A 23,994-nucleotide genomic window follows, 5' to 3' on the forward strand; every position below is an offset into this window, starting at 1 on the left:
CCCACCACATCCAAGGAGTACTTCCATGAGCACGATTCTCGTCACAGGAGCCACCCGCGGCATCGGCCGCGAAGTCGCACGCGAACTTGTCAATCAGGGCCACAACGTCTACTTCGGCACCCGCGATCTCGCCGTCGATACTGAACTCGTTGACGACATCGAAGGCATCGCCCACTGGCTCGCCATCGACACAAGTAACTCCGACAGCATTCGCGCCGCCGCCCAGCGATTTGGCGAACTCGAATCCCAGCTCGACATCCTCATCAACAACGCCGGCATCTACCCCGACCAGGGGCTGAATATTCTTGATATCTCACGTGAGCGCATGGTCGATACCCTCCAGACCAACACCTTCGGGCCTCTGGAAGTCGTCCAGGAATTTCTGCCTTACCTGACAAAAGCCACCCAGCCGCGCATCATCAATGTCTCCAGCGGCCTAGGCCAGATCACCGGCCTCTCTGCCGACAATCCCAGCTACTGCCTGAGCAAACTCGCCCTCAACGGCATCACTCTCATGCTTGCTGAGAAACTGAAGGACCAGGTCGCCGTCAACTCCGTCTGCCCCGGCTGGGTCAAAACCGACATGGGCGGCGAAAGCGCTCCTCGTTCCATTCCCGAAGGCGCCGCCGGCATCCTCTGGCTCGCCCTCGAAGCCGCCCCCACCCTCACCGGCGGCTTCTACCGAGACGGCAAACCCATCGAATGGTAATTCTGTCCTTCTCCCTCATAAATCCTTCTCCCCCGGGGAGAAGGTGGCCGAGTCTTCGAGGTCGGATGAGGGAACTCTGCGAATTGAATAAAGCCCTATCTCCTCCCTTGAGAGGAGCGGCATTTCGTCCCTTCTCCCTTGAGGTGGAAGCAAGGAGTTCACTCTCGCCGAGAAGGCGAGAGTGAACGACGCGGTAGTCTTCCTCAGGAAAGGTGCCCGAAGGGCGGATGAGGGTGAGCGCCAGGCATCAGCACGCCAGCATTGCTCAACCAACTCAAGGCAAGGTCTTCCATTCCGCACACAAAAAAAGCCGACGTGCACCCCACCTCGGCTTCTCTCTCATCCGCGTCCACCCGCGGTTCAATCTTCCCTACAGCGCATAAGACAGGAAATACAACACCCCCATCACCAGCCCCATGAACACCATGATCTGGAAAAACAACGCCATCGACTTCGACAAAATCTTCGCCGGTAACTCATAACGACTCGCCGAGTAAACCAGACTGATCGCGAGCGCCAGCGGCGGCAGATAAAACGTCACATTCATGTCAGATTCCCTTTAAGCGACCGACGGTTCAGGACCGCCCGCAGGTTGTTCGTCTTCGTCTTGTTCATCCCCGCGTCCATACGCAGGCCCTTCGATCGCGTCCCAGATCGCCAGAATATTCAGCAATCCCGCGATCCACGTAAACACCATCGACAGTTCCCAGTTTTTCCCCAGGTTCTGATTCAACACCTGCAGCGTCGCATCTTCGATGGGAACTCCATACCAGTCCTTGAACGCACGCGGCGTCGAGCCTTGCAGCTGAGCCATCGCCAGCTTGAGAAGTTCCGGATTGGTCACACCGGCAATCACGCCACGACGAGGATCCGCAAAGACCGGCACGCCCAGTTTGACCTGATGCCCCAGTTCCAACACCACTGGCTCATCACGACCATCGATCGTGACCGAACCATTGAACGTCCCGACAATCGATTCCACGTCAGCATTGGCAAGCTTCAAAACTACTCGCCCCTTGGCCGGGTATTGGACCTCTTTGTCATTCTCGCGGTAACCGACCAGTCCACCCTCAAATTCTCCCTCATACCCTTTTTGCAGAGAAGCCTTCTGTTCGGTCTTATTCTCAGGGTGATAGCGAGAGGTCTGAAAATATCCCGGCAGCGCCGGCAGACCCACCATCACCTGGGCGAGATACCCATAATTGAGTAAACGCTGACTGAACCGACGCGAACCATTCGCCTGCACGTCGTCCTGCACGATGATATCGGCAGGCACTTCCATGAAGATTTCCTGCTTGGGACCATCATCGACCCGGTTGTAGTAATACATGTAAACCGGACGTCCTTCGCCAATACTCACCCCGAATCCAAACGTCGAGAGAATACAGACAAAGTACAAAACGGCTTTGAACATCCGTCCCTGGTAAAAATGCCCGGCACCGGGAATCAAATACGCCAGCACACCCGCAATCAGAGGGTTCTTCAGCGCAACGACCGGAACTTTTGGATCACGTTTCACAGCCGCGTTGGCTTTCACATCAGGGGCAGTCGTCGTCGGAGGGGCTAAACTCATACGTGCGAGTCGATCCGGTAGGCTTGAATGAGGCAGGAAAGTCATTTTTCAACAATTCGCCCGCAGCGGGTGAATCTTGAATCGAAACGGAAATCATAAGCCAACCAGACACCCACTGACAATGCCAGTCAAGTTTCCCTTCTCCCCCCGGGAGAAGGTGGCCGAAGGCCGGATGAGGGAATCGCGCCAAGATGCGATCAAGAAATAGATGAACATTCGAGGGCACTCTCACACGTCATTCTTACTTCTCCTGGCGGTTAAATGGAAAGTAGGTCACCAAACTACTCTTCCCATTCCTCCAACTCCTCACCGCCCTCTTTGTCCAGCTGCTCCATCACCTGATCCGGACTCAACGGTTCCACAATCGCATACTTCCCCTGACTCCATCTCAGCAAATCAATCTGCTGACACCGACGAGAGCAAAACGGAAAACACGCCGACTCACTCGTCACCTCTGGCCCCAAAGGCTTCTCACAAACCGGACACAACCGCGGACTAATCATCTTCGTTCCCCCAGGCGAGCGGGGGGTGTGAACCCCCTGTCCCTTGTGCATTCAATCATAATAACCGGTCTGAGTACGCCCAAAAACTCCCAGACAACCTCTTGCGACCGCCCTGGTATCCCACGCCCCGATCACTCCGATTTCGAAGGCTTACTCTCCGACTTCGCTTCCGGCTTACTCGCCCCACCCGACGAAGACCCCTTATCCGCATCCGCACTCTTCTTGTAAGAGTCGCTGCGATAGTCCGTAATGTAAAACCCCGACCCCTTGAAGATCAGCCCGCCACCCCCACTGATGACCCGCTCAGCTTTCTTCTTCTTACACTTCGGACAAACCTTCGTCGCCTCAGCCGTGATCGACTGAAACTCTTCCCACACATTCTCACAAGCTTTGCATTTATAATCGTATGTCGGCATCTTCAATTCTCAAAAAACGATGAACTCAAAATGACTCTTCTCCCTCGCGGGAGCGATATTTCGTCCCTTCTCCCTTGAGGGGAGAAGGTGTCGGCGCTTCGACGACGGATGAGGGTGAGCGCTAGGCTATATTGCGCTCTAATGTGTCATAAAACGTGAGGCATTTTCTTCTCTCTCTTCAGGGTGGCCCAGCCGTTCATGGCTGGGTGAGCAAAGCTCACAAGACCCGTCACCATACGCAATCATACGCACGAGAGGGCCGAATGCTACGCCCACACTACCCCGCAACCGGCGTACTCACAATCACCTTCGCCGGGCGAATCACTCGATCATGCAGCTGGTACCCATTCTCCACCACCTGCATCACCGTATTCGGCTCCAGGTCGATACTCGGCTGCATCGAAATCGCTTCGTGAATGTTCGGATCAAACTTCTGACCGACAGAAGCAATCGGCTGAATCTGATACTGACTGAGAATGTCCTCAAACTGCTTGAGCACCATCTTCACGCCGGTCAGCAGTTGCTCCATCGAGGCATTGTTTTCCGCAGCACCAACAGCCCGCGTCAGGTTATCGACAATCGGCAGCACGCCTCGCGCGAAGTCGAGGTTCTGATACTTCCGGGCATCGTCCATTTCCTTGCGCAGACGACGTCGAATATTCTCCGACTCCGCATGCGTCCGCAGCAGACGATCTTCCAGCTCAGACTTTTCCTTGAGCAGTTTCTCGACCGGATTGAACTCCATCGTCGATTCCATCCCCGCTTCGTCAGTCCCCAGATTGATCTCATCCGGATCCTGTGCCGACTGATTCGTATCGTCCATATCACACCTCTTCTTATTTGTCCCTTCTCCCTCGGGGAGAAGGTGGCCGAGTCTTCGAGGTCGGATGAGGGAAGTTTTCATCCCACTCGAAGACGTTGTTCATTCAAAAATGTCTGTGCTTTTCCGGGTGGCCGAATGCCACTGGCTCCGCCAGTGCGTTTCATTCTTAATGTGTCAACTAATCGTCCGAACCCGCCTGCCCGGAAATCGCCTCTGCGATCTTCTCAAAAAACGATTTTCGATGCGGACTGACATTCGCCTGCTCATGCTCAGCGAGTTTCCGCAGCAGTTTCTCGTGCTCCTTGTCGAGCTTCTTGGGCACCTCCACCTGAATCATCACGTGCAGGTCACCAATGCTGCTGGAACGTCCGCTCGGATCGGTCATTCCCTTGTGTCTCATTTTGAAGACTTCCCCAGGTTGCGTGCCACTCGGAATCTTCAAAGTTTCCGGACCACTGAGCGCAGGGATCTCGATCTCTGTCCCGAGCGCGGCCTGCGTGAACGTAATCGGAACCCGACAGATCAGATGCAGCCCTTCGCGCTCAAACAGCGGGTGAGGCTTCACGTTGACGTCAATATACAGATCGCCCCGCGGCCCGTTCTCCGGCCCGATATCTCCCTCGCCACGCAGACACATCTGCATGCCGTTGTCGATCCCTGCAGGGATCTTGACTTCGAGTGTCTGTGATTCGATATCCATCCCCGAGCCGCTGCAGTCCGCACATTTATCGCGAACAACTTTGCCTTCCCCCTGACAAGCCGGACAAACCGTCTGCAACCGGAAGAAGCCCTGCGACTGCACGACCTGCCCACGCCCGCCACAGTAATCACAAGTCACCGGACTCGTGCCAGGCTTGGCTCCCGTTCCGCTACACGTCTTGCAGGCTTTGTGTCGCTTGATTTTGACAGTCTTGGTCACGCCGCGATACGCTTCGAGCATATCGATCGTCACAGATGTCTTGAGGTTATCCCCTCGACGCACGCGCGTCCCGCCGCCACCGCGACGACGCCCACCACCCAGTCCAAAGCCCTCGAACAGATCGCCGAACGCGTCGAAGATATCCGAAACATCCTGGAATCCGCCGCCAGCCGCGCCAGCCCCCAGTCCCGCATGCCCATACCGGTCATAGCGAGACTTTTTGTCCGGGTCACCCAGAACGTCATACGCTTCCGAGGCTTCTTTAAAGCGTCGGATCGCCTCTTCGTCCCCCGGGTTGCGGTCCGGGTGATTCTTCAACGCCACCTTGCGGTAAGCCTTTTTGATTTCCTCAACCGTCGACGTCCGTTCGATTTCGAGGACTTCGTAGAAATCTCGTTTTCCAGCCATGTCATATCAAGTCTTATGTTGGGTGGGCCTCGACCCACCATGGTTCAATTCACCCGGTAGCACAGGCATTGCTGCCTGTGTGAATCAGTTTTGTATTTTCCGCACGACACTCAAAAAAGGCCACCCCGTTTGGAGTGGCCCATTTGAACTTCAGTTTTCGCTCGATGTCTCGCTTATTTAGCCCCCGGTCAATGACCGGGGGGGGATCTTCACAACATCGAACAAATCCACCCTAGCGAATCACGCCTTCACCGGCCTTCTTCGACTTGTCATCACCAGTCTTGGTGATCAGGACTTGCGTCGTCAGCATCATCCCGGAGATCGAAGCCGCATTGGTCAGGGCGCTCTTGACGACCTTGGCTGGGTCGATGATGCCGCTCTTGACCATGTCGACGTATTCGCCGGTGCTGGCGTCGTATCCGTTATTGCCGCTCATGTTGATGACTTCGTCAGCGATGACCGAACCATCCAGGCCAGCGTTGCTGGCAATCTGGCGGATCGGGGCTTGAAGAGCACGGACGATGATATCCACGCCGATCTTCTCATCACCGACGGCTTCGACGGCTTTGACAGCCTTCACGCAACGCAGCAGAGCAACGCCGCCACCTGGCAGAATGCCTTCTTCGACAGCAGCGCGGGTCGCATGCAGCGCATCTTCCATACGGGCCTTGGTCTGCTTCATCTCGACTTCGGTCGCAGCACCGACAGAGATGACAGCCACGCCGCCGGTCAGCTTGGCGAGACGTTCCTGGAACTTCTCACGATCGTAATCGCTGTCGGTTTCCGCCATTTGCTTACGCAGTTGGCCGATGCGAGCATCGATTTCTTTCTTCTCGCCTTCGCCTTCGATGATCGTGCAGTTGTCCTTGGTGATCTCGATTCGCTTGGCTTGGCCCAGGTGGCTCACTTCGACTTTGTCGAGCTTCAGGCCAAGGTCTTCAGAGATCAGCGTACCGCCGGTCAGAACCGCGATATCGCCCAGCATCGCCTTGCGACGATCGCCAAAGCCAGGAGCTTTGACTGCACAGACGTTGAGAACGCCACGCAGGCGGTTGACGACCAGAGCCGTCAACGCTTCGCTGTCGACATCTTCGGCGATGATCAGGAACGGACGACCAGACTGGGCGACCTTCTCCAGCAGAGGAAGAATGTCTCGCAGGCTGCTGACCTTCTTCTCGAAGATCAGGATGAGGGCATCTTCGAGTTCGCACTTCATCGTGTCTGGATTGTTGATGAAGTAAGGGCTGATGTAACCCTTGTCGAACTGCATCCCCTCGGTCAGCTTCAGGGTCGTCTCGTTGGACTTGCCTTCTTCAACCGTGATCACGCCATCGCGACCGACTTTTTCCATCGCGTCAGCGATCAGGGTTCCGATCGACTTGTCATTGTTAGCCGAGATCGAGCCAACGTTGGCGATTTCGCTCTTGTTCTCGACAGGCTTGGCCATCTTGGTCAGCTGAGCAACAGCAGCCGCAACCGCCTTGTCGATACCACGTCGAACAACAGTCGGGTTGGCACCCAGATTGATTGTTCGCAGGCCTTCTTCATAGATCGAGCGAGCCAGAACGGTCGCCGTCGTCGTTCCATCACCGGCGGTGTCGCTGGTCTTGGAAGCGACTTCGTTAACCAGCTTGGCACCCATGTGCTCAAACGGATCTTCGAGTTCGATTTCCTTAGAAACAGTCACGCCGTCTTTGGTCACCAGCGGGTTCCCAAAGCTTTTCTCAATAATCACGTTCCGGCCGGTCGGGCCCATCGTGACAGCGACTGCATCAGCCAGGGTACGAACACCCTTCTGCAGCTTCAGCCGAGCACGATCATCAAACAGGAGTTGCTTAGCCACTGATCAAATCTCCGTAGGAGGTTGTTTGTGTATTCTGTTCCTTCTCCCTCGGGGAGAAGGTGGTCGAGTCTTCGAGACCGGATGAGGGATCGCAGTCTTGTCCCATCTCCCTTGAGGGGAGCGGAATTTAGTTCCTTCTCCCTTGAGGGGAGAAGGTGCCCGAAGGGCGGATGAGGGTGGGCGATAGGGTCTAATTCGTTCCCACCCTCGCTATTGATTCCAGGTGACAATGTCAGGCGCAGGAAAATCAAGCCCGCGCCAACTCAACTAGCCAACAACCTTCGCCAGGATGTCGCTCTCGCGCAGAATCTTGTACTGCACGCCGTCAACTTCGATTTCCGTTCCGCCGTACTTGCTGAACAGGACTTCGTCACCCTTGCCAACAGCAACCGGGCATCGCTCGCCGCTGTCCAGAAGACGACCAGGACCAGTCGAGATGACCTTACCACGCTGTGGCTTTTCCTTGGCCGAATCTGGCAGCAGAATCCCGCCAGCAGTCTTCTCTTCGGCTTCCAGTGGCTGAACAACAACGCGATCATCAAGAGGATTCAGGGCCATGTTGAAATACTCCAATAGATAAGTCAGATGTATGTAGTGTTTTAGTTTTTGTCCCATCTCCTCGAAAGGAGCGGGATCTTGTCCCTTCTCCCTTGAGGGGAGAAGGTGCCCGAAGGGCGGATGAGGGTGGGCTCTAGGGTCTAATCAGCTCCCACCCCCGCTATTGATCTCAGACTGAATGTAGGGTGCTAGTGAGGGTTTGCGAACCGCACCAAAATTGCTTCAGGGGAAAGGTGCGACTCATTTTCCGCACCTTCTCGTTTCGCATCGGCTTAGAAGCCCATTCCGCCCATGCCACCCATTCCGCCCATGCCTCCCATACCACCCATGCCGTGGTCGTGATCATGGTCGTGTCCGCCAGCTTCTTCTTCCTTCGGCTCATTGACGATGATGCAATCCGTCGTGATGAGCAGAGAAGCCACCGACGCAGCGTTCTGCAGAGCGGTACGAACAACCTTCGTCGGGTCGACGACGCCCATCTCGAACATGTTGCCGTATTGCTCGGTCAACGCGTTGTAGCCATAGTTCTTATTCTTGTTCTTGCGAACATTGTTGGCGACAACAGCCCCTTCCAGACCGGCGTTTTCAGCGATCTTGCGAATTGGCACTTCGAGGATATCGCGAACCAGTTGGACGCCGAGAGCTTCGTCGTCTTTCAGCTTCAGACCTTCGAGTGCTTCGTGGCAGCGAACCAGAGCCGTTCCACCACCAGGAACAATCCCTTCTTCGATCGCAGCGCGGGTCGCAGCCAACGCATCGTCGATTAGGTCTTTCTTCTCTTTCATGGCGGTCTCGGTCGGAGCACCGACACGAATCTGAGCCACGCCACCAGCCAGCTTGGCCAGACGTTCCTGCAGTTTCTCGCGATCATAATCGCTGTCAGTCGTTTCGACCTGACGACGGATCAGATCCGCACGGCCGTTGATATCTGCCTTCGATCCAGCACCTTCGACGATCGTCGTGTTACCGGAGTTGATGATGACCTTCTTGGCAACGCCCAGGTCAGACAGTTCGACGTTTTCGAGTTTGACACCGAGGTCTTTGAAGATCGCCGTGGCTTTCGTCAGGACAGCCAGGTCTTCCAGCATCGCCTTGCGACGATCGCCATACCCAGGAGCCTTGACGGCACAGATCTTCAAAATGCCGCGCATCTTGTTGACGACCAGGGTCGCGAGCGCTTCCCCTTCGACGTCTTCAGCGATGATCAGCAAAGGCACGTTGGCCTTGGAGGTTTTTTCCAGCAGCGGCACCAGCGACTTCACGTTGCTGATCTTTTCTTCGAAGATCAGAATGCGGCAGTTATCAAACACGCATTCCTGATCATCTTCGTTCGTGACGAAGTGGGGAGACAGGTATCCGCGGTCGAACTGCATCCCTTCGACGAGTTCAACTTCTGTCTGAACGCCACGGCCTTCTTCGATCGTGATGACGCCGTCTTTGCCGACTTTCAGCAGAGCGTCAGCGAGGATTTCGCCGATTTCTTCATCGTTGTTACCAGCGATCGTCGCGACAGTCTTAATCGCTTCGCGATCGGATGCCTTAACGGTCTTGGCCATGCTGTGCAGTTGTTCGACAACAGCAGTAACCGCTTTGTTCATCCCGCGAGACAGTGACATCGCATCGGCACCAGCCGCGATGTACTTCAGACCCACGCGGTACAACGCTTCTGCCAGCACGGTGGCAGTCGTCGTCCCGTCGCCAGCCAGATCACCTGTCTTGGAAGCGACTTCCTTGACGAGTTGAACACCAGCGTTTTCAAACGGGTCTTCGAGGTCGATATCTTCAGCGACGGTCACGCCGTCTTTGGTCACTTTTGGTGAACCCCAGCCTTTGTCCAGAACAGCGTTGCGACCACGAGGTCCCAACGTACTACTGACGGCCTTTGCCAGCTTCGAGACGCCTTCCAGCAACTGTTTGCGAGCATCTTCGTCGAAGGTTAACAGTTTAGCCACGGTCACTCCTCAAAATTGTTGACTACCTACGTTATTTGGATGTCGGAGAAGGATACAAATCCAGAAGACAGTCATAGTCAATGAGCTGTCAAAGTTCTCAATTCCATCGCCCCGGTTTCAACTGGGGGCGAACCAAACATGGTATCGCGAAACAAAATCCTGTCTTCTGTCACCCGCGTCACATCACGTAACGTCGGCCAATTCAGATCAGTCCATCCCTGTCGCTCGTTTCGCGAAACGGACCGTCCCTGCCACAGATGCAGAGTCCGGACACCACACAGTCAAGAGAAAGCAATTGACGTGCCCGAGCGAATTCTGGCTCGTTAAGTGTTCCCCTAAAACACTTTGCGCCATTTCGGCATGCTCTGGCACCTTCGTCGGGTCCCTGCCATCCTGACAGCCTGACAGGCTTTCCCGCCAGTCACGCCACGAACCTGCCAACTTCGCACGCCGGGTGCCACTGGCTGTGCCAGTGCCTTCTTTCTATGACCGCTTCCAGCCACCCCGAACCTCTTCGACTCCCATCCCGACAACAACAGCTCCATACGCAACGGCACATGCTGCGATCTGTGTGAGAATGGACACGCCTCGCCACAGTGTCGACATGTCCTGATTCTCCAAATGCTGGAAGAAGACGTTTGAAACCAACCCCATCACAAAACACCCGATCAAGCTGATTCCCACGAGACGACAGAGAGAACGTAATCTGATCGAAGGGGTTTTCTGTTTGAGTTTCCACAACAACCACCCGACTTGTACCGCTGAAGCCACCGATGTCGCGACGGCTAGTCCCGGGGCGTTCAGAAACATGATCAACGTGAAGCTCATGACGATATTGACCGCGACCGAAATGAACCCCGCCAGCAACGGCGTCCAGCGATCTTCCAGGGCATAGAACGCCCGGTTCATAATCAGCAGCAGCATAAACGCCCAAACGCCAACACCGTAGCCAACGATCATGTGGCTCGTCTGCGTCACGTCTTCCATGTCGAAGGCTCCGTGATGAAACAACGTCTCTGTGACAGGCTGTGCCATCAAACATAATCCCACGCTTGCTGGTAGCCCCAACAAGAGAATCAGCCTCAGCCCCTTGATGACCTCTTGAGCAAAGGCATCACCGTCTTCATGTCGCGCCTTGGTCAATCGCGGATAAAGCACCGTCCCCAGCGCGACTCCGAAAATCCCGAGCGGAAACTGATACAGTCGCTGCCCGATGTAAAGCGCAGAAGCAGAGCCATCACTGAACTTCGGCAGCCACGCCAGCCCACCCGCTTCGACGAAGCCATGCACATACGCCAGCCCCCAGGCAATGACGCTATCGAGCAGCGTATTGAGTTGTGTCACCGACAGGCTCAACAGAATCGGCGTCAACGACCACAACAACCCCTTCACACGCTCCCAGTCTGCTTTCCATGCGTCTCCGCCGACATCACGACTCAACACAAATCCGCATCGCTTGAGTGCAAACCAACTCCCGAACAATTGAGCAATTCCGCCGAGAATGATCGATACGCTGATGAACTGAATCTGTCGCGTCGGTGATTCAATCAACCACCAAGACGCCAGGACCGCCACCAGCCAGGTGAGATTCAACACCCAGGGCATCAGCGCCGGCCATGCAAAGTGCTCTCGCGCATTGAGAACCGCATTGAGTTGAGCCGACAGGCAAATCAGCAGGATATACGGGAACATGATCGCATTGAGTTCGAGCAACAATTGAAACTCATCCGACAGACTCACGACCAGCGATAACCCCAGCACACCCAGCTCAAAGACAACAACAATCGCCCCTAACAGCGCGACGAGAAACAGCAGAAACACACTCGCCAGCCGATCCGCAGCCTGCGGCCCGACCGACATCATCTCCCGCACGTACACTGGCAAAAACGCTGTCGAAAGTGTTCCTTCGCCTAGAATCGTCCGGGCAAGATTCGGCAGTCGAAACGCGAGCGTGAAGCTATCAAGGATCACCCCATTGCCAAACATGACCGCCATCGCGACATCCCGCGCCATCCCCAACACACGACTCCCCAGCGTCAGCAGACTGACCAGCCGAAAGTGATGCAGCAATGTTTTCTTCTTCGCTCCCGCCTGCTCTGCCAACCGTCCCTCGCCTCCTTCGATGATATGTAATGACGTCGCATCGCGAGGATAGCTGACTAGCTGAAAAGGAGGAAGACTGCCCGTTATGGGCTCAGATCAGGTTAATGAACGGTTTGAGGCGAATCACGGTTTGGATCAACCCCTGATTTTCAAGCGTGGCGAGGAGTTCCTCTGTCGTCTTTGGCGGGTTACGTAACGCCTCCCGCTGACGTTTGACTGCACCACAAACAGATCCAGGGGCGGCATCGAATAGCATTGCTACGAATTCGTCCGGGTGCATCGCCACAATACTATGGGCGGCAAGGAGACTCGCGGGGAAGTCTTTCAGGTTGAACGTGACGATGGCTTCAGCCTTCGTATGGATAGCGGCAGCGAGAACGTGGCGATCATCGGGGTCGGGAAGTTTCAGGCCATCAATCAGATTTTCGTACCCAGTCACGAGGCCATCTCGCACGTTCAAGTCCATCAAGTCCCGCACTCTTTCGGCCTTTTCGCGAGTGACGGTGGGTTGGTTCAATACAACGCTACGCATCCACTCTTCATGGATGGCGTTTGACCACCGAGCCCGGACCAGCCCAGCCAACGCCAGCCTGATGAACAGATCACGGAGCGGGGCCGAATACAGAGTGTTGGCGTCGTAAACAACCGTGACAGGCAGTTCCATCAGTAACCCATACCACCTAGCTCTTGAGACAACGCGGTCAATTCATCAGCAAATTTTGCTCGCATCTCGTCGTCTTGGCGTTTGTAGGCCATCAGGTCATCAAATCGGATACGACGAAACTTTCCAACCGTCCGGAATGGCATCTTTCCCTCATCGAGAAGTTTAACAACGTAGGGGCGCGATACGTTGAGCAAGTCGGCGGCTTGCTGGGTTGTCAGTTCTGCATGAGTCGGAATCAGGGTGACGGAATTTCCCTGAGACATCTCTGTCAGCAAGTGAAGAAACAACCGGACTGCGGATGCGGGCACGGAAATCGGTTCCATGTTATCGCCTTCAAGTCGAAGGCGGATGCTGGACTGATTGCCGAGTTGTTGAGTTGCAAGTAGTCGACTTGATTCCAATGCCAGAAGGGCATCAGCCTCACTTGGCGCAACGGTTTCGAAATTCTCTGGAATCATGGTGGCCATTGGCAGCATCCTCTCGTTATCTGTACGAAAGAATTCTACTCCGCCCTCGAATCTGTCGCAATAGTCGAAATCGTCGAAACGAAAACTGCATCGGACATGCAGCCTGAATATCACGCTCGTCGTCTCAGAGAGCCATCCCCAAGGAACGGCTTACTCTACATGGCATACCTGGGAGCTAATCGTGCACTGTTAATATCCAACTGCGTCAAAATGCTCAGCACTCGTTCCACTGGCAGGCCCCATTCATGGGCCCAGACCAGGATCTGAAGGTTTTCCCAGCCGACCATCACGCGTTCTAAAATCAGGTCGAGTAGCAAATCACCTGAATGCAGCAGCTCTTCAATCCGTCCAAATCTCTGCACGTCAAACTCGTCCCAGCACATCGATCCACACACATGTTCGAGATTGCGATAGCGACAATACTCGCGCCAATACTTATCGAACCACTCATGGATCGCATCGATCCCGACATCGTAGCCACGTTTCTGGCTTTCGATCCACTTATGACGCAGCGCTTCTTTCACGCCGGCCTGGTAAATACTACGAATGCTTTGGTGGCTAGGATTCGTCATCTGAATCACGGGTCAGTTCCTGGTCAGGCGGAGCGCGGACTAACAAGGATGTTAACGACAGCCGGTCATGCTCATCTGTGAGTGACCACATTGGATGTCTGTTAAAGTTGCGTTAAAATATACCCAACACAACAAGAGCACTCAATATTTATTTGATCTTCTCGGATCCTACGCTCTATACGCCCGCTCAGTCGCTACCGATCCGTCATGTTTCTGCCATGACGCGCTTGCGATATTCTCTCGGCGACAAATGCATCAGCTTGCGAAATTGACGCGAGAAATAGTTGCTGTCATTGAACCCGACTTCCATCGCGACTTCGGTCACGTTTTTCTCCGTCGAACGCAGCAACTCCGTCGCGCGTTGCACCCGCGCTTCAATCAGATACGCAATGGGTGACTTCCCGAATGCGGCCTGGAACGAACGAATCAGAGTCCGCTTCGACATCCCGGAGGCGCGCGCGAGGTCTTCCAGGGTGACCTCCAGATCGTTCATCGATTCCAGATACGTGATCGCTTTGGCGATCTTGAGCAGATCCTGCGACTTCGGGTGAATCGTGTGTTCATAGTAGACGGACAGCAGACCCATGATCTGCATGAAGTACGCCCGCGCGAGAAACTGAAATCCCGCACGTCGCTCTGCCAGGACATTTTCGAGTCGATCGACGACGACCTCGATACTCTGCAGTTCCTTGACCGACAGGTGCATCCGACTGCGAAACTGGTGCTTGGAATGCCAGACGTGACTTAGCTTAAAGAGCGCATGATACCCCGGCAGCGACAGCAGATCTTTCGCATCGATCGCCAGCGCATCCATATCAAACAGGATGTTGACCAGCCTCAGGTCCCGCATCTGCTGATAGTCGTGAGGACGATCACCCCCGATGACAAACACATCGCCACTGCTCAACTGCCAGCCTTCATCACCGGTGACGTGTAAACCAGTTCCACCCAGAATGACGACGATCTCGGCGAATTCATGCGTGTGCGGACCGAAGGGCTCTTGAGGCTCACGACGATGCACGCAGATCGGAAAGCCGTCCTCGTGGAACCACTCTTCCTTCTTCAGGACCTTCAACATCCCGGCTGTCTCAAGCATTGACGCGAATCCCAGATCTGGCTGACCAATCGTCCTTGAATCAGAAGTTGCCTCCTGCGATAGACATCCTAACAAAGAACTCACAAATGTGACCAATTAGTGCTAAAGATTGTCCATTTTGTCCGGATTCGATTCGATTGGATCAATGCTGGCTCACGCGTTGACGTGTGCAGTGAACATGATTACGCTGAAACGAGCCCCGCTTCTCCCGCTGCACTCACAGGTATCCCCACATGACGTTCTGTCTCCGTGTAATCGTGATCTTCCTGGCAATCACTCTCCCGCTCGCTGCCCAGACGCCGAGATCGACTCGGACTTATCCACACGCTCACGCATCGGCTGACGTCGCGATCGAACAGGCTCACAGCGAGATCTGGCGCCGCTTTGTCGACAAGCAAGGCATCATGCTCGACTTCGCAGATCTCAACGGAGACGTCAGCATCCCGACGCCCGAAGAATGCCAACTCGGCAAACCCAATGCCCTCGGCTGGTGGTCGCCCATTGAAAACGGCGGCATGTTCAACGGCATGTACCTGGATGCCATTGTAAATCGCTATCAGCAAACAAAGTCTCCCGAGGACGCGGAAAAGGCGAGGCGTCTGGTCCAAGGGCTTCTCCTGCTCAACTCGATCAGCGATACCACTGGTTTCGTTGGTCGCGGCGTTAGTACGGATGATAAATCCCATTACGCCATGGGCTCCAATGATCAGACTTTCCCCTGGTTCATCGGCTTAGCTGTCTATCTCGATTCCGGTATCGCGACGCAAGAAGAAGTGGAGAGGATCAAACAACACGTCGTCACGACCGCAGACGTTCTTCTCAAACTCAACTGGAATGTTCCTGCAGAACCACCCTTTCACCTCCGTGGATCGTTCGCCCCGATCACCTTCGAAAGCTCGCCTCGACTTCTCTTTATCTTGAAGTTCGTCTCGAAACTCACACAAGAGCCCGCCTGGGAAGCCCGCTATCAGCAGTCTCTCCGCGAGCGCGGCGGCCCTGACATGCTGACTCGTCTGGAAGTCTGCCAGCGTGGTCTCGTTTACGAACATGGCCCGTACCATTCGTGGACCTCATGCTCCTGTGTCTGGGCGATCCGCGAACTCTGGGAAATGGAAACCGACGAATCACTTCGCGCCGCCTACTCGCAGGGGCTCCAGTCCAGTGCTGAACTCGCTTTCAAGAACGTCTCCTGGGCGTCCCGCTATGACAATGACAACAAAGCCCAGTTCGAAATGAACTGGCGCATGATGAACGAATACTGGGTCGCGCAGTCGACTCAAAAAGAAGCTTCCGATCTCGCGATGATCGAACTCAAGGCCTTCAATAAAGTCTCTCCACGTCGACAGATGGAAACCGAACTGGTGCGCGAACCAACCTCCGCCGCCTGGATCGTTTCACTGACTCCCGACAAAACCTTCCTGCGTGCTCACAGCGACGAACTCAAAGACCTGATCCGTCATTACGACTACACCCGCCTCTATTACTCCCAATATTTCTGGGCCGAATCTGCCTGGTACCGCCTTCAAAAAGCTGTGAATTAACGCGTTCGGTCGTCTGCTTCAGACGCTTGGCTTTCAATCCCTCTTCTTCAATGCCGGGGCATTCGATAAACTCTGGACACTATCCACCGTCCTTTTGTGATGTGAATCTCCATGTCCACTCGCCCTGTTGTTGGCCACCTCTTTGTCACCAGCCTGATGCTGCTGTTCTTGTCTACTCTCACCGGTTTTCTCTGGCTGATTCTTCACGCACTTCGCATCCCCTTTGCTCCCTTCATGGGAGGCTTCTCGATCACCTTCCTGATCGCCTGGCTGGTCGTTTTCATCGCGACTTTTTACCTCGACCTCTACCACCGCCTCAATAAAGACGACGACGCCAGCTGATTTTCTCACTGCACACGCTTCCACAAAATCTCCCACGCATAGAGGGATTTTTATGTGACCTCCCGCTATCATGTCCGGCGTTGAACATCCGCCGCATTCCGCCCTGAGGCTATGTGACATGAAGTTGGATCTCGTGTTTTTTGTAGTGCTGCTGGCAGCTGTCGTGCTCGTGCCGATTTGGGGACTGTCGAAACAGACCTCCGTCGAGCCAGTCCCATCGGAGCCGGCACCCGTTGTGAAGACCGCCCCCCTTGGCTTCACCGGCGGAAAAAGTTACCCGGCCAGTCCGCTCGCATTTTCTCCTCTGAAGGTCGATGAGCCACCCCTGGGCCTCCCGCTCATTACCAATGTCCAGATCATCGACTTCAACCGCGATGGACGCAACGACATCCTGACGTGTGATGCCAGCCGTAACTGCGTCACGATTCACGAGCAGGATGCCTCTGGCAATTGGGCGACCCGTCCTTTGATCGAAGACGTCGCCGCCCCCGCGCATGCCACCTGCGTGGACATCGATCGTGATGGCGACCTCGATGTCATTGTCTCCATCCTCGGCAACATTTTTCCCGATGATAAAGTTGTTGGCCGTGTCGAACTCTTCGAGCAAACACCTGACGGCATGGTTCGTCACGTCATTCTCGATCAGGTCCGACGAGTCGCTGATGTGCAGGCAGGTGACTTCGATGGGGATGGGGATACCGATCTTGCCGTCGCGGTCTTCGGCTATAGTCGAGGTCAGGTTCTCTGGCTGGAAAATCACGGCAGCCTGCGTTTCGAAGATCATCTGCTTCTGACTGCTCCTGGCACGATCCATGTCCCCGTGGCTGACTTCGATGGCGATGGCGACCTCGACATCACGGCCATCGTCTCGCAGGACGAAGAAGAACTCTGGGGCTTCGAGAATGACGGAAAGGGCAACTTCACTCCGCGTCGTCTCTGGTTCACCATCAACTTTGATCTCGGCAGCGCCGGATTGGTCGCTGCGGATCTTGATCAAGACGGCGATATGGACCTCGTCCTCCCCGTCGGCGATAACCTCGAAGATTACGACGCCTACCCCCAACCGTATCACGGCTGCTACTGGTTCGAGAACCAGGGAGGGTGGGCCTTCAAGATACAACGCATCGCGGACCTCGGCGGCACCTACGCTGCTCAGGTGGGCGATCTCGATAGCGACGGAGATCAGGATGTCGTCCTCGTCAGCATGACCAACGAGTGGTACGAAAAGAAAAATGCAGCCGTTGTCTGGCTTGAAAACGATGGCCAGCAAAACTTCAAACCCTGGCAGATCGCCAGTGATCCCATCCATCTGGTGACCGTCGCGGTTGGTGATCTGAATGCCGATGGCAAACTCGACATTGTCGCTGGCGCTTTGAATTTCAGGCGTCCTTATGACCGTGTCGGCAGAGTCGCAGCGTGGGTTCAGCGAAGTCGCGAGGTGGCACAATGATCCGATGGCTCAATCTCTTATTAATCGTTGTCCTGGTTGGCGAACTCGCCTGGTTTGGCTGGACGAAGCTCAGTCACGTCGCAGACGAAAAAGGGGCGTCTGAAAACGTCGTTCGTTATCCCGTCGACATCCCTGAGATCACTTTCCAGGACCCCTACTACGCCGAGGAGCTCAAAGACCTCTCTGAGAAAGCCAGTGCCAGTCTCGACAGTATGCTGGAATTAGCCGATGCCCTTCTCTCGGGTGGTTTCTATCAACACGCCGCCAAGCACTACGAACTTGTCCTGGCGGAATTTCCGACGCACATGCCAGCGCGATTCAAGCGCGCCTTCTGTCTGGACCGCTCTGGTCTGATCGCAGAAAGTACTGCGCAGTACGAGTTGGTCACCCAGTCCAAGCCGATCGACGACTCAGAAAAACAGCTGATCAACCTCGCGACCTACTCCATCGGACGCAACTATCTACGACTGGAAGACGCCGAGAAAGCCGAGCAGACGTTCCTGTCGCACAAAGACTTTCTTCCCTCGCAGATCCAACTCGCCAAACTCCTGACTCGTTCCGGTCGCCCCAGGGAAGCGATCGCGGTTCTGGATCCGCTCATCGAAGAAGTTCCCTTTTCCCTCGAACTCCATTTCTGGAAAGCCCGTTGTCTCGAACAACTCGATGACCAACTGGGCACGCTCGAAGAACTCCGCCTCGTCGAACGCGGTGCATACCTGCTCCCTTCTGACTTCCGCAAAAACATTGTCGAGAACATTCAAGAGAAGTTCGGGTTTTCCAAACGTCTGAAGCAGGCTGAGAAATTGCTCGAGCAGGGTAACCTCGCAGGAGCACAAAAGCAGTTGGATGACATTCTGAACAAAGCCTCGACCGAACCTCAACTGGAAACACAACAGGCGATCGAACTCCGAGGCGAGCTGGCCATGCGTCAGCAGGATCCTCGGAATCTCAGCCTTGTTGCTCTCGTGATGAAGCAAAGAGACGTCAACAACGCCAACACCATCCGCTTTGAAGCCGCTGCTGCAACCTTTACTCGGAATCTGGAACTTGCACGTCAGAAATGGGAGCAACTGACCCGTCTGGAATCAAGCGAAATGGCGTTCCGCAACCTGGAGCAGGTCTATACCGCTGCGGGACAACCTGAACTCGCCCAGCAAACAAAGCTGAAACGACTGATCGCAACGGGCTGGAGATACTTTCGCGAGAACCGACCCGCGGATGCGAATAAAGAGTTCCTGCTCGCTATCGAACTCGATCCGAAGTCAGAAAAAGCTCAGTTAGGACATGCGGAGATGGCAACTTACGTGGGCGACTACGTGTCCGCAGAGTCCGCATATCGTTTGGCTTTAACGGTAAATCCCTTCTGCGGCCCGGCTGCTCGCGCAATTTCGTTTCTTCGTTTGAGAGACATTGCGAAACAAGAATCACAATGATAGTATTTTATTGACACATGTTGATTTGTTTGTTGAAGTGTCGTGTAACATTCCGAAAGGCCGTTTTGTGAAGCAAATACACGCTTTAACCGCACTATTAGTGATCCTGGCTGGGTGCGCTCAGGGTACAGATGCACCGAAATTGGGCCAGGTAAGTGGCGCGGTGACACTGGACGGCCAGCCAGCGAAAGGGGTCACAATTACTTTTACCCCTGAAAACGGGCCGGCTTCATTCGCCACGACAGATGAGGCGGGAAAATACTCCCTCAATGCCAGCGGCGGTGCGAAAGGAGCTGCAATTGGGAGTCATTCGGTGAGTATCAGCACACCGACAGAAGGCCCGCCGCCACCCAACTATAAAGACCCTGTTCCTGCAAAATACAACACAAAGACAACACTCACGGCCGATGTGAAGTCGGGTGAGAACACGGTCGATTTTGCCCTGCTGTCGAAATAATTCGACTCACACGTCAATTGTTCGCTCAATCACTTCTGTCTCTTCATTTTTTTTCTCTCTGAAGGATGAATCCGATGAATCGTGTCTTTGCCTGGTTCAAGGTTCGAAAAGCGTTCACGCTGATCGAATTGCTGGTTGTCATCGCCATTATTGCGACGCTTGTCGCTATTCTACTGCCCGCTGTTCAACAGGCTCGTGAAGCCGCCCGACGCAGCGCCTGTAAGAACAATCTGAAGCAAATCGGGATCGCGATCCACAACTATCACGATACGTTCACGATTTTTCCTCCCAGCTATATTGATAATGGTGGACTGACCAGCAACACGGGTGGCTACGATGGCGCAGGTCCAACCACGATTGACCAGGATCGAAATAGCCTGGGCTGGGGAACGTTCATTCTCCCATTCATGGAGCAACCTGCTCTTTACGATACCATCGGGAGTGAAACCCGAGGCTTCGCACACAATTGGAACGATGCGAATAACGATGGAACGGCAGGAGATGTCATTCCATCAGCTCGCGCTGTGATCCCGAGTTACAACTGCCCATCTGACCCAATGGGCGGCGTCAATACCGATAAGAACAGCTTCGGAAAAAGCAACTATGTCATCAACGCCGGCAGCGGCGCCGCCATTGATCGACGCGGCATCGCCTGGATCAACTCCAACACCCGCATGCGTGATATCGTCGATGGAACCAGCAATACTTTGTTGGTCAGCGAACGCACGACTCAGGATTCCTTCATCCTGAACAGTTGCGGAGTAGAGCGATGCAACTGGGGCGGTTCAATCTGGATTGGACCGCGCGACACGACCGGTGCAGCAGCGACCTGGCACTCGGGGGTCTTACCATTCGATGTCGAAGTCTTCGGAGGACGTGACCCTAACTACCAGATCAACCGCTCTGCGGCTACCTGGGGCGACGACTGGACTGCCTCCAGTATGCACAAGGGAGGAATCCAATGTGTCATGGCTGACGGTGCCGTTCGGTTCCTCTCAGAAAACATCGCCTTACTGACTTACCAGCGTATCCACGAACGTGGTGACGGGAATGTCATCGGCGAATTCTAAAGTAACGCCTCATTTCAGATAAAGTTAATACGAAAAAGGCTGCCGTGTTTCTCAACACGGCAGCCTTTATTTTTTACTCAAAACCTGAAGCCTTCGCCTACACTTCCCAGGCAATCCCGTTCTTCCAGACGTTCTTCAGCGTCGCCAGATCCGAGTTAATTACTTCACGCCCCGAGAGGCCGCTGATCGACAATTGGCCGACCGCTTCGACGGTTCCCAGGCAGTAACAAGGCTGTCCGCTGAAATCGAATTCAAAGGCATCGCGAGACGCTGGCGGGACTTCGACCAGGAACCGCGTGTTGCTCTCTGAGAAGACCGCTTCCAGATCGGTCGTGCAGCTCGTTTTGCCAGCCAGGGGAGCCAGCGACAGCTTCATGCCCCAGCCACCTGCAAAGGCCATCTCTGCCGCTGCAACAGCCAGTCCACCTTCGCTCAGATCGTGACAACTTGCAACGTGGCCGGCCATGATCGCCTGATGCAGCTTCTGGAACAGCGACGGAGCGGCATGATGATCCACATGCGGCACCTGACCACCCGTCAAACCAAGCTGCTGATGCAGCAGGCTGCCACCCAATTCCGGACTCGTCGTTCCCACGAGGTAGACCAGATTCCCCGGTGCTTTCACATCCATCGTGATGGCAGAAGAAACCTTCTCGATCTGGCCCAAGGCAGTGATCAGCAGAGAGTGAGGAATCGAAACAGTCACTCGCTCGCTGCCATCCTGATAGGAGAACTCGTTGTGCAGCGAATCCTTCCCGCTGACAAACGGCGTCATGTAAGCAATCGAAATGTCGTGACACGCCTGAGCCGTCCGCACGAGCGCACCCAGCGTCTCTGCCCGGTTCGTATTCCCCCAGCAGAAGTTGTCCAGAATCGCGATCTTCGAAGGATCCGCACCAACCGCAACGCAGTTCCGCACAGCTTCATCGATCGCAGACGCTGCCATCCAGTAGGGGTCGAGATCGCCAAACGACGGGTTCATCCCGCATCCCACAACAATCCCGCGCTCGCTCTTCAAATCAGGCTGAACGACCGAAGCATCCGAAGGGCCGTCACTCTTCACGCCAACCAGTGGCTTGACGACACTTCCCGCCAGAACCTCATGGTCGTACTGACGAATGATCCATTCCTTGCTCGCGACATTCGGCGTCGCCAGCATCTTCTGGAGCAGATCGTTGAAGTCGACATCCTTGATCTCGCTGTAGTCAGGAATCGTCACGTCCGGACTTTTCCAGATCGCATCGCGGACAACCGGCGGACGTCCATCATGCAGCAGTTCCATATCCAGATCGGCGACTTGCTCGTCGCCGTATTTCAGCACGAGGCGATGCGTATCGGTGAATTTCCCGAGGATCGTCGCTTCGACACCTTCTGCTTCGCACAGCTGTCGCAGCGCATCCCAGTTCTTCTGTGGGACCGAAAGGACCATGCGTTCCTGGGCTTCCGAGATCCAGATCTCTGTGTATGTCAGCCCCGAGTACTTCAGCGGTGCCCGGTCCAGCCAGACTTCTGCCCCGGTCTCTGCCCCCATCTCCCCCACGGCTGAACTGAAACCCCCAGCTCCACAGTCCGTGATCGAATTGAACAGGTTGAGATCGCGTGCCTGCAGAATAACATCCATCACCATCTTCTCGGTGATCGCGTTCCCGATCTGGACGGCTCCTGCGGACACTGTCTCGCTTTTCTCCGTCAGAATGTCGGACGAGAAGGTCGCGCCGTGGATTCCATCCAGCCCCGTCCGTCCCCCGATCGCGACGATCAACGAATTCGGCTCGACCTTCTTATCATGCTTCCCTTTCGGGATGATCGCGATGTTGCCGCAGTAAACGAGCGGGTTGCCGATGTATCGCTTATCGAAATAAACCGCCCCGTTGACGGTCGGAATCCCCATGCGGTTGCCGTAATCACGAACACCCGCAACAACTCCCTGAGCCACTCGTCGAGGATGCAGCACCCCCTTCGGCAGGTCCTGGTGAGCAATATCAAACGGAGCAAAACAGAAGACATCGGTACTGCAGACAGGCTTGCCGCCCAGTCCTGTTCCGATCGTATCTCGAATGACCCCGCCTAGGCCGGTGTTGGCCCCGCCATATGGCTCGAGGGCCGACGGGCGGTTGTGTGTCTCGACTTTGATACAGACATCAAAGTCGTCGTTGAACGTGACGATTCCTGCGTTGTCTTTGAAGACACTGACGCACCAGTCGTTGTCCCCCAGCGACTTGCGGATCTGCATTGTCGCCTTGAAGATCGTCTCCTTCAGCATGTTCTCATACTGGATGGTCTGTTTGTCATCCTGGTACTTGATCCGCCCGCCGAGCGTTTTGTGCGAACAGTGTTCGCTCCATGTCTGCGCGATCGTTTCGAGCTCAATATCTGTCGGCTCGTGACCCATGTCCGCATAATACTGCTGAATGGTCTTCATCTCAGCCAAGGACAATGACAGCTGCCACTTCTTGCTCAACTCTGTCAGCTGCTCATCATTGAGCGCACCGATTTCAACTTCTTTCAACTCGAACTTATAAGGCTTCCCGACGGCGATGGTCGAGATATTCAGCGGCCCATTGATGACTCGCTCGATCTTCTCATTGGCGAGCACTTTTTGTGTGAAGCGACTCAATTCAGTTTCTGTCGCATCGCCATTGATCAGATAACGATGCACCGTCGCGACCGTCTGCACTTTCCAGCTGCGGTCGAGCAGTTCTTTGCGAATCGTCTCAGCGACGTTGTCCGTCATCCCCGGACGAAACATGACGTTGACGGTCTTCTGATCGGGCGTCACGGTCTGTGATGGGAGCTTGGTCAGCCTGGCAGTTTCCGTCACGGGATCTGCCAGCAGATCACTCGCGATTGACGCCACAGCCGCCTCGTCAAAATCACCTTCCAGCAGGAAGACAGTCCGCTTGGCGACGTCCTTGACCGTTTCGCATCCCAGCGACTTGGCTTCGCTCAACAGCCGCAGGCCTTCACGATCAATCTGCCCCTCGGCCGGACGAACTTCAATTTCCCACAACATCACGTGCGCGCTTCCTTCTGAATGCTCTGATTGCCGGGCTCTCCCGAACGTCCCAGAAATCATAACAAATTGAACCGCGAGA

General features: G+C 55.0%; 22 protein-coding genes. 7 read left to right on the top strand and 15 right to left on the bottom strand.

The window, feature by feature from the left end; all coding sequences use genetic code 11:
• Nucleotides 1-25: 25 nt before the first annotated feature.
• Nucleotides 26-709, top strand: coding sequence for a Rossmann-fold NAD(P)-binding domain-containing protein (locus SH248x_RS20420; RefSeq protein WP_459556176.1), 684 nt, complete (start codon nt 26-28; stop codon nt 707-709).
• A gap of 370 nt (nt 710-1,079) precedes the next feature.
• Here SH248x_RS20420 and SH248x_RS20425 read toward each other — a convergent pair whose 3' ends face one another.
• The 14 genes from SH248x_RS20425 to SH248x_RS20490 form a co-directional block, all read right to left on the bottom strand.
• A complete protein-coding gene (locus SH248x_RS20425; RefSeq protein ID WP_459556177.1) occupies nt 1,080-1,256 on the bottom strand; it encodes a hypothetical protein in 177 nt (58 codons plus the stop codon).
• 12 nt (nt 1,257-1,268) lie between these two features.
• Nucleotides 1,269-2,282 (bottom strand): DUF6677 family protein, encoded by a 1,014-nt coding sequence (locus SH248x_RS20430; RefSeq protein ID WP_459556178.1) that lies wholly within the window; start codon nt 2,280-2,282, stop codon nt 1,269-1,271.
• Between the two features lie 281 nt (nt 2,283-2,563).
• Complete coding sequence (locus SH248x_RS20435) at nt 2,564-2,785, bottom strand: DNA gyrase inhibitor YacG (protein ID WP_459556179.1); 222 nt, start codon at nt 2,783-2,785, stop codon at nt 2,564-2,566.
• A gap of 131 nt (nt 2,786-2,916) precedes the next feature.
• On the bottom strand, nt 2,917-3,201 hold the full coding sequence (locus SH248x_RS20440; protein WP_459556180.1) for an FmdB family zinc ribbon protein: 285 nt from the start codon (nt 3,199-3,201) through the stop codon (nt 2,917-2,919).
• A 277-nt stretch (nt 3,202-3,478) separates the two neighbouring features.
• A complete protein-coding gene (grpE, locus tag SH248x_RS20445; RefSeq protein WP_459556181.1) occupies nt 3,479-4,024 on the bottom strand; it encodes a nucleotide exchange factor GrpE in 546 nt (181 codons plus the stop codon).
• Between the two features lie 178 nt (nt 4,025-4,202).
• Nucleotides 4,203-5,351: a molecular chaperone DnaJ gene (gene dnaJ / locus SH248x_RS20450; RefSeq protein WP_459556182.1), complete on the bottom strand. Its 1,149-nt coding sequence runs from the start codon at nt 5,349-5,351 to the stop codon at nt 4,203-4,205.
• Between the two features lie 232 nt (nt 5,352-5,583).
• Complete coding sequence (groL, locus tag SH248x_RS20455) at nt 5,584-7,194, bottom strand: chaperonin GroEL (protein WP_459556183.1); 1,611 nt, start codon at nt 7,192-7,194, stop codon at nt 5,584-5,586.
• Nucleotides 7,195-7,461: 267 nt separating this feature from the next.
• Complete coding sequence (gene groES / locus SH248x_RS20460; RefSeq protein WP_459556184.1) at nt 7,462-7,752, bottom strand: co-chaperone GroES; 291 nt, start codon at nt 7,750-7,752, stop codon at nt 7,462-7,464.
• A 272-nt stretch (nt 7,753-8,024) separates the two neighbouring features.
• On the bottom strand, nt 8,025-9,704 hold the full coding sequence (gene groL, locus SH248x_RS20465) for a chaperonin GroEL (RefSeq protein ID WP_459556185.1): 1,680 nt from the start codon (nt 9,702-9,704) through the stop codon (nt 8,025-8,027).
• A 483-nt stretch (nt 9,705-10,187) separates the two neighbouring features.
• Nucleotides 10,188-11,807 (bottom strand): murein biosynthesis integral membrane protein MurJ, encoded by a 1,620-nt coding sequence (gene murJ / locus SH248x_RS20470; protein ID WP_459556186.1) that lies wholly within the window; start codon nt 11,805-11,807, stop codon nt 10,188-10,190.
• Nucleotides 11,808-11,898: 91 nt separating this feature from the next.
• Nucleotides 11,899-12,471, bottom strand: a complete 573-nt coding sequence (locus SH248x_RS20475) for a PIN domain-containing protein (protein WP_459556187.1) — start codon at nt 12,469-12,471, stop codon at nt 11,899-11,901.
• Nucleotides 12,471-12,938, bottom strand: coding sequence for a helix-turn-helix domain-containing protein (locus tag SH248x_RS20480; RefSeq protein ID WP_459556188.1), 468 nt, complete (start codon nt 12,936-12,938; stop codon nt 12,471-12,473). Before SH248x_RS20480 ends, SH248x_RS20475 begins: the two co-directional genes overlap by 1 nt.
• Nucleotides 12,939-13,093: 155 nt before the next feature.
• Complete coding sequence (locus SH248x_RS20485; RefSeq protein ID WP_459556189.1) at nt 13,094-13,519, bottom strand: hypothetical protein; 426 nt, start codon at nt 13,517-13,519, stop codon at nt 13,094-13,096.
• A gap of 196 nt (nt 13,520-13,715) precedes the next feature.
• Nucleotides 13,716-14,606, bottom strand: a complete 891-nt coding sequence (locus SH248x_RS20490) for an AraC family transcriptional regulator (RefSeq protein ID WP_459556190.1) — start codon at nt 14,604-14,606, stop codon at nt 13,716-13,718.
• A 233-nt stretch (nt 14,607-14,839) separates the two neighbouring features.
• Between SH248x_RS20490 and SH248x_RS20495 the strand changes: the two genes are divergently transcribed.
• From SH248x_RS20495 to SH248x_RS20520, 6 genes are all read left to right on the top strand, one after another.
• Nucleotides 14,840-16,147: a hypothetical protein gene (locus SH248x_RS20495; protein ID WP_459556191.1), complete on the top strand. Its 1,308-nt coding sequence runs from the start codon at nt 14,840-14,842 to the stop codon at nt 16,145-16,147.
• A 111-nt stretch (nt 16,148-16,258) separates the two neighbouring features.
• Nucleotides 16,259-16,489 carry a hypothetical protein gene (locus SH248x_RS20500; RefSeq protein ID WP_459556192.1) on the top strand — a complete coding sequence of 77 codons (231 nt, stop codon included), beginning with the start codon at nt 16,259-16,261 and terminating at the stop codon, nt 16,487-16,489.
• A 118-nt stretch (nt 16,490-16,607) separates the two neighbouring features.
• Nucleotides 16,608-17,939 (top strand): FG-GAP repeat domain-containing protein, encoded by a 1,332-nt coding sequence (locus SH248x_RS20505; RefSeq protein ID WP_459556193.1) that lies wholly within the window; start codon nt 16,608-16,610, stop codon nt 17,937-17,939.
• Nucleotides 17,936-19,372 carry a tetratricopeptide repeat protein gene (locus SH248x_RS20510; RefSeq protein WP_459556194.1) on the top strand — a complete coding sequence of 479 codons (1,437 nt, stop codon included), beginning with the start codon at nt 17,936-17,938 and terminating at the stop codon, nt 19,370-19,372. The genes SH248x_RS20505 and SH248x_RS20510 overlap by 4 nt, the downstream gene beginning before the upstream one ends.
• Nucleotides 19,350-19,829: a transthyretin-like family protein gene (locus SH248x_RS20515; protein ID WP_459556195.1), complete on the top strand. Its 480-nt coding sequence runs from the start codon at nt 19,350-19,352 to the stop codon at nt 19,827-19,829. Before SH248x_RS20510 ends, SH248x_RS20515 begins: the two co-directional genes overlap by 23 nt.
• A gap of 74 nt (nt 19,830-19,903) precedes the next feature.
• A complete protein-coding gene (locus tag SH248x_RS20520) occupies nt 19,904-20,899 on the top strand; it encodes a DUF1559 family PulG-like putative transporter (protein ID WP_459556196.1) in 996 nt (331 codons plus the stop codon).
• Between the two features lie 97 nt (nt 20,900-20,996).
• On the opposite strand, the gene purL is transcribed toward SH248x_RS20520, so the two are convergent.
• On the bottom strand, nt 20,997-23,912 hold the full coding sequence (purL, locus tag SH248x_RS20525; RefSeq protein ID WP_459556197.1) for a phosphoribosylformylglycinamidine synthase subunit PurL: 2,916 nt from the start codon (nt 23,910-23,912) through the stop codon (nt 20,997-20,999).
• Nucleotides 23,913-23,994: the final 82 nt, after the last annotated feature.

It is taken from the genome of Lacunimicrobium album, from assembly GCF_052161635.1.
Taxonomy (GTDB): Bacteria; Planctomycetota; Planctomycetia; order Planctomycetales; family Planctomycetaceae; genus SXPC01.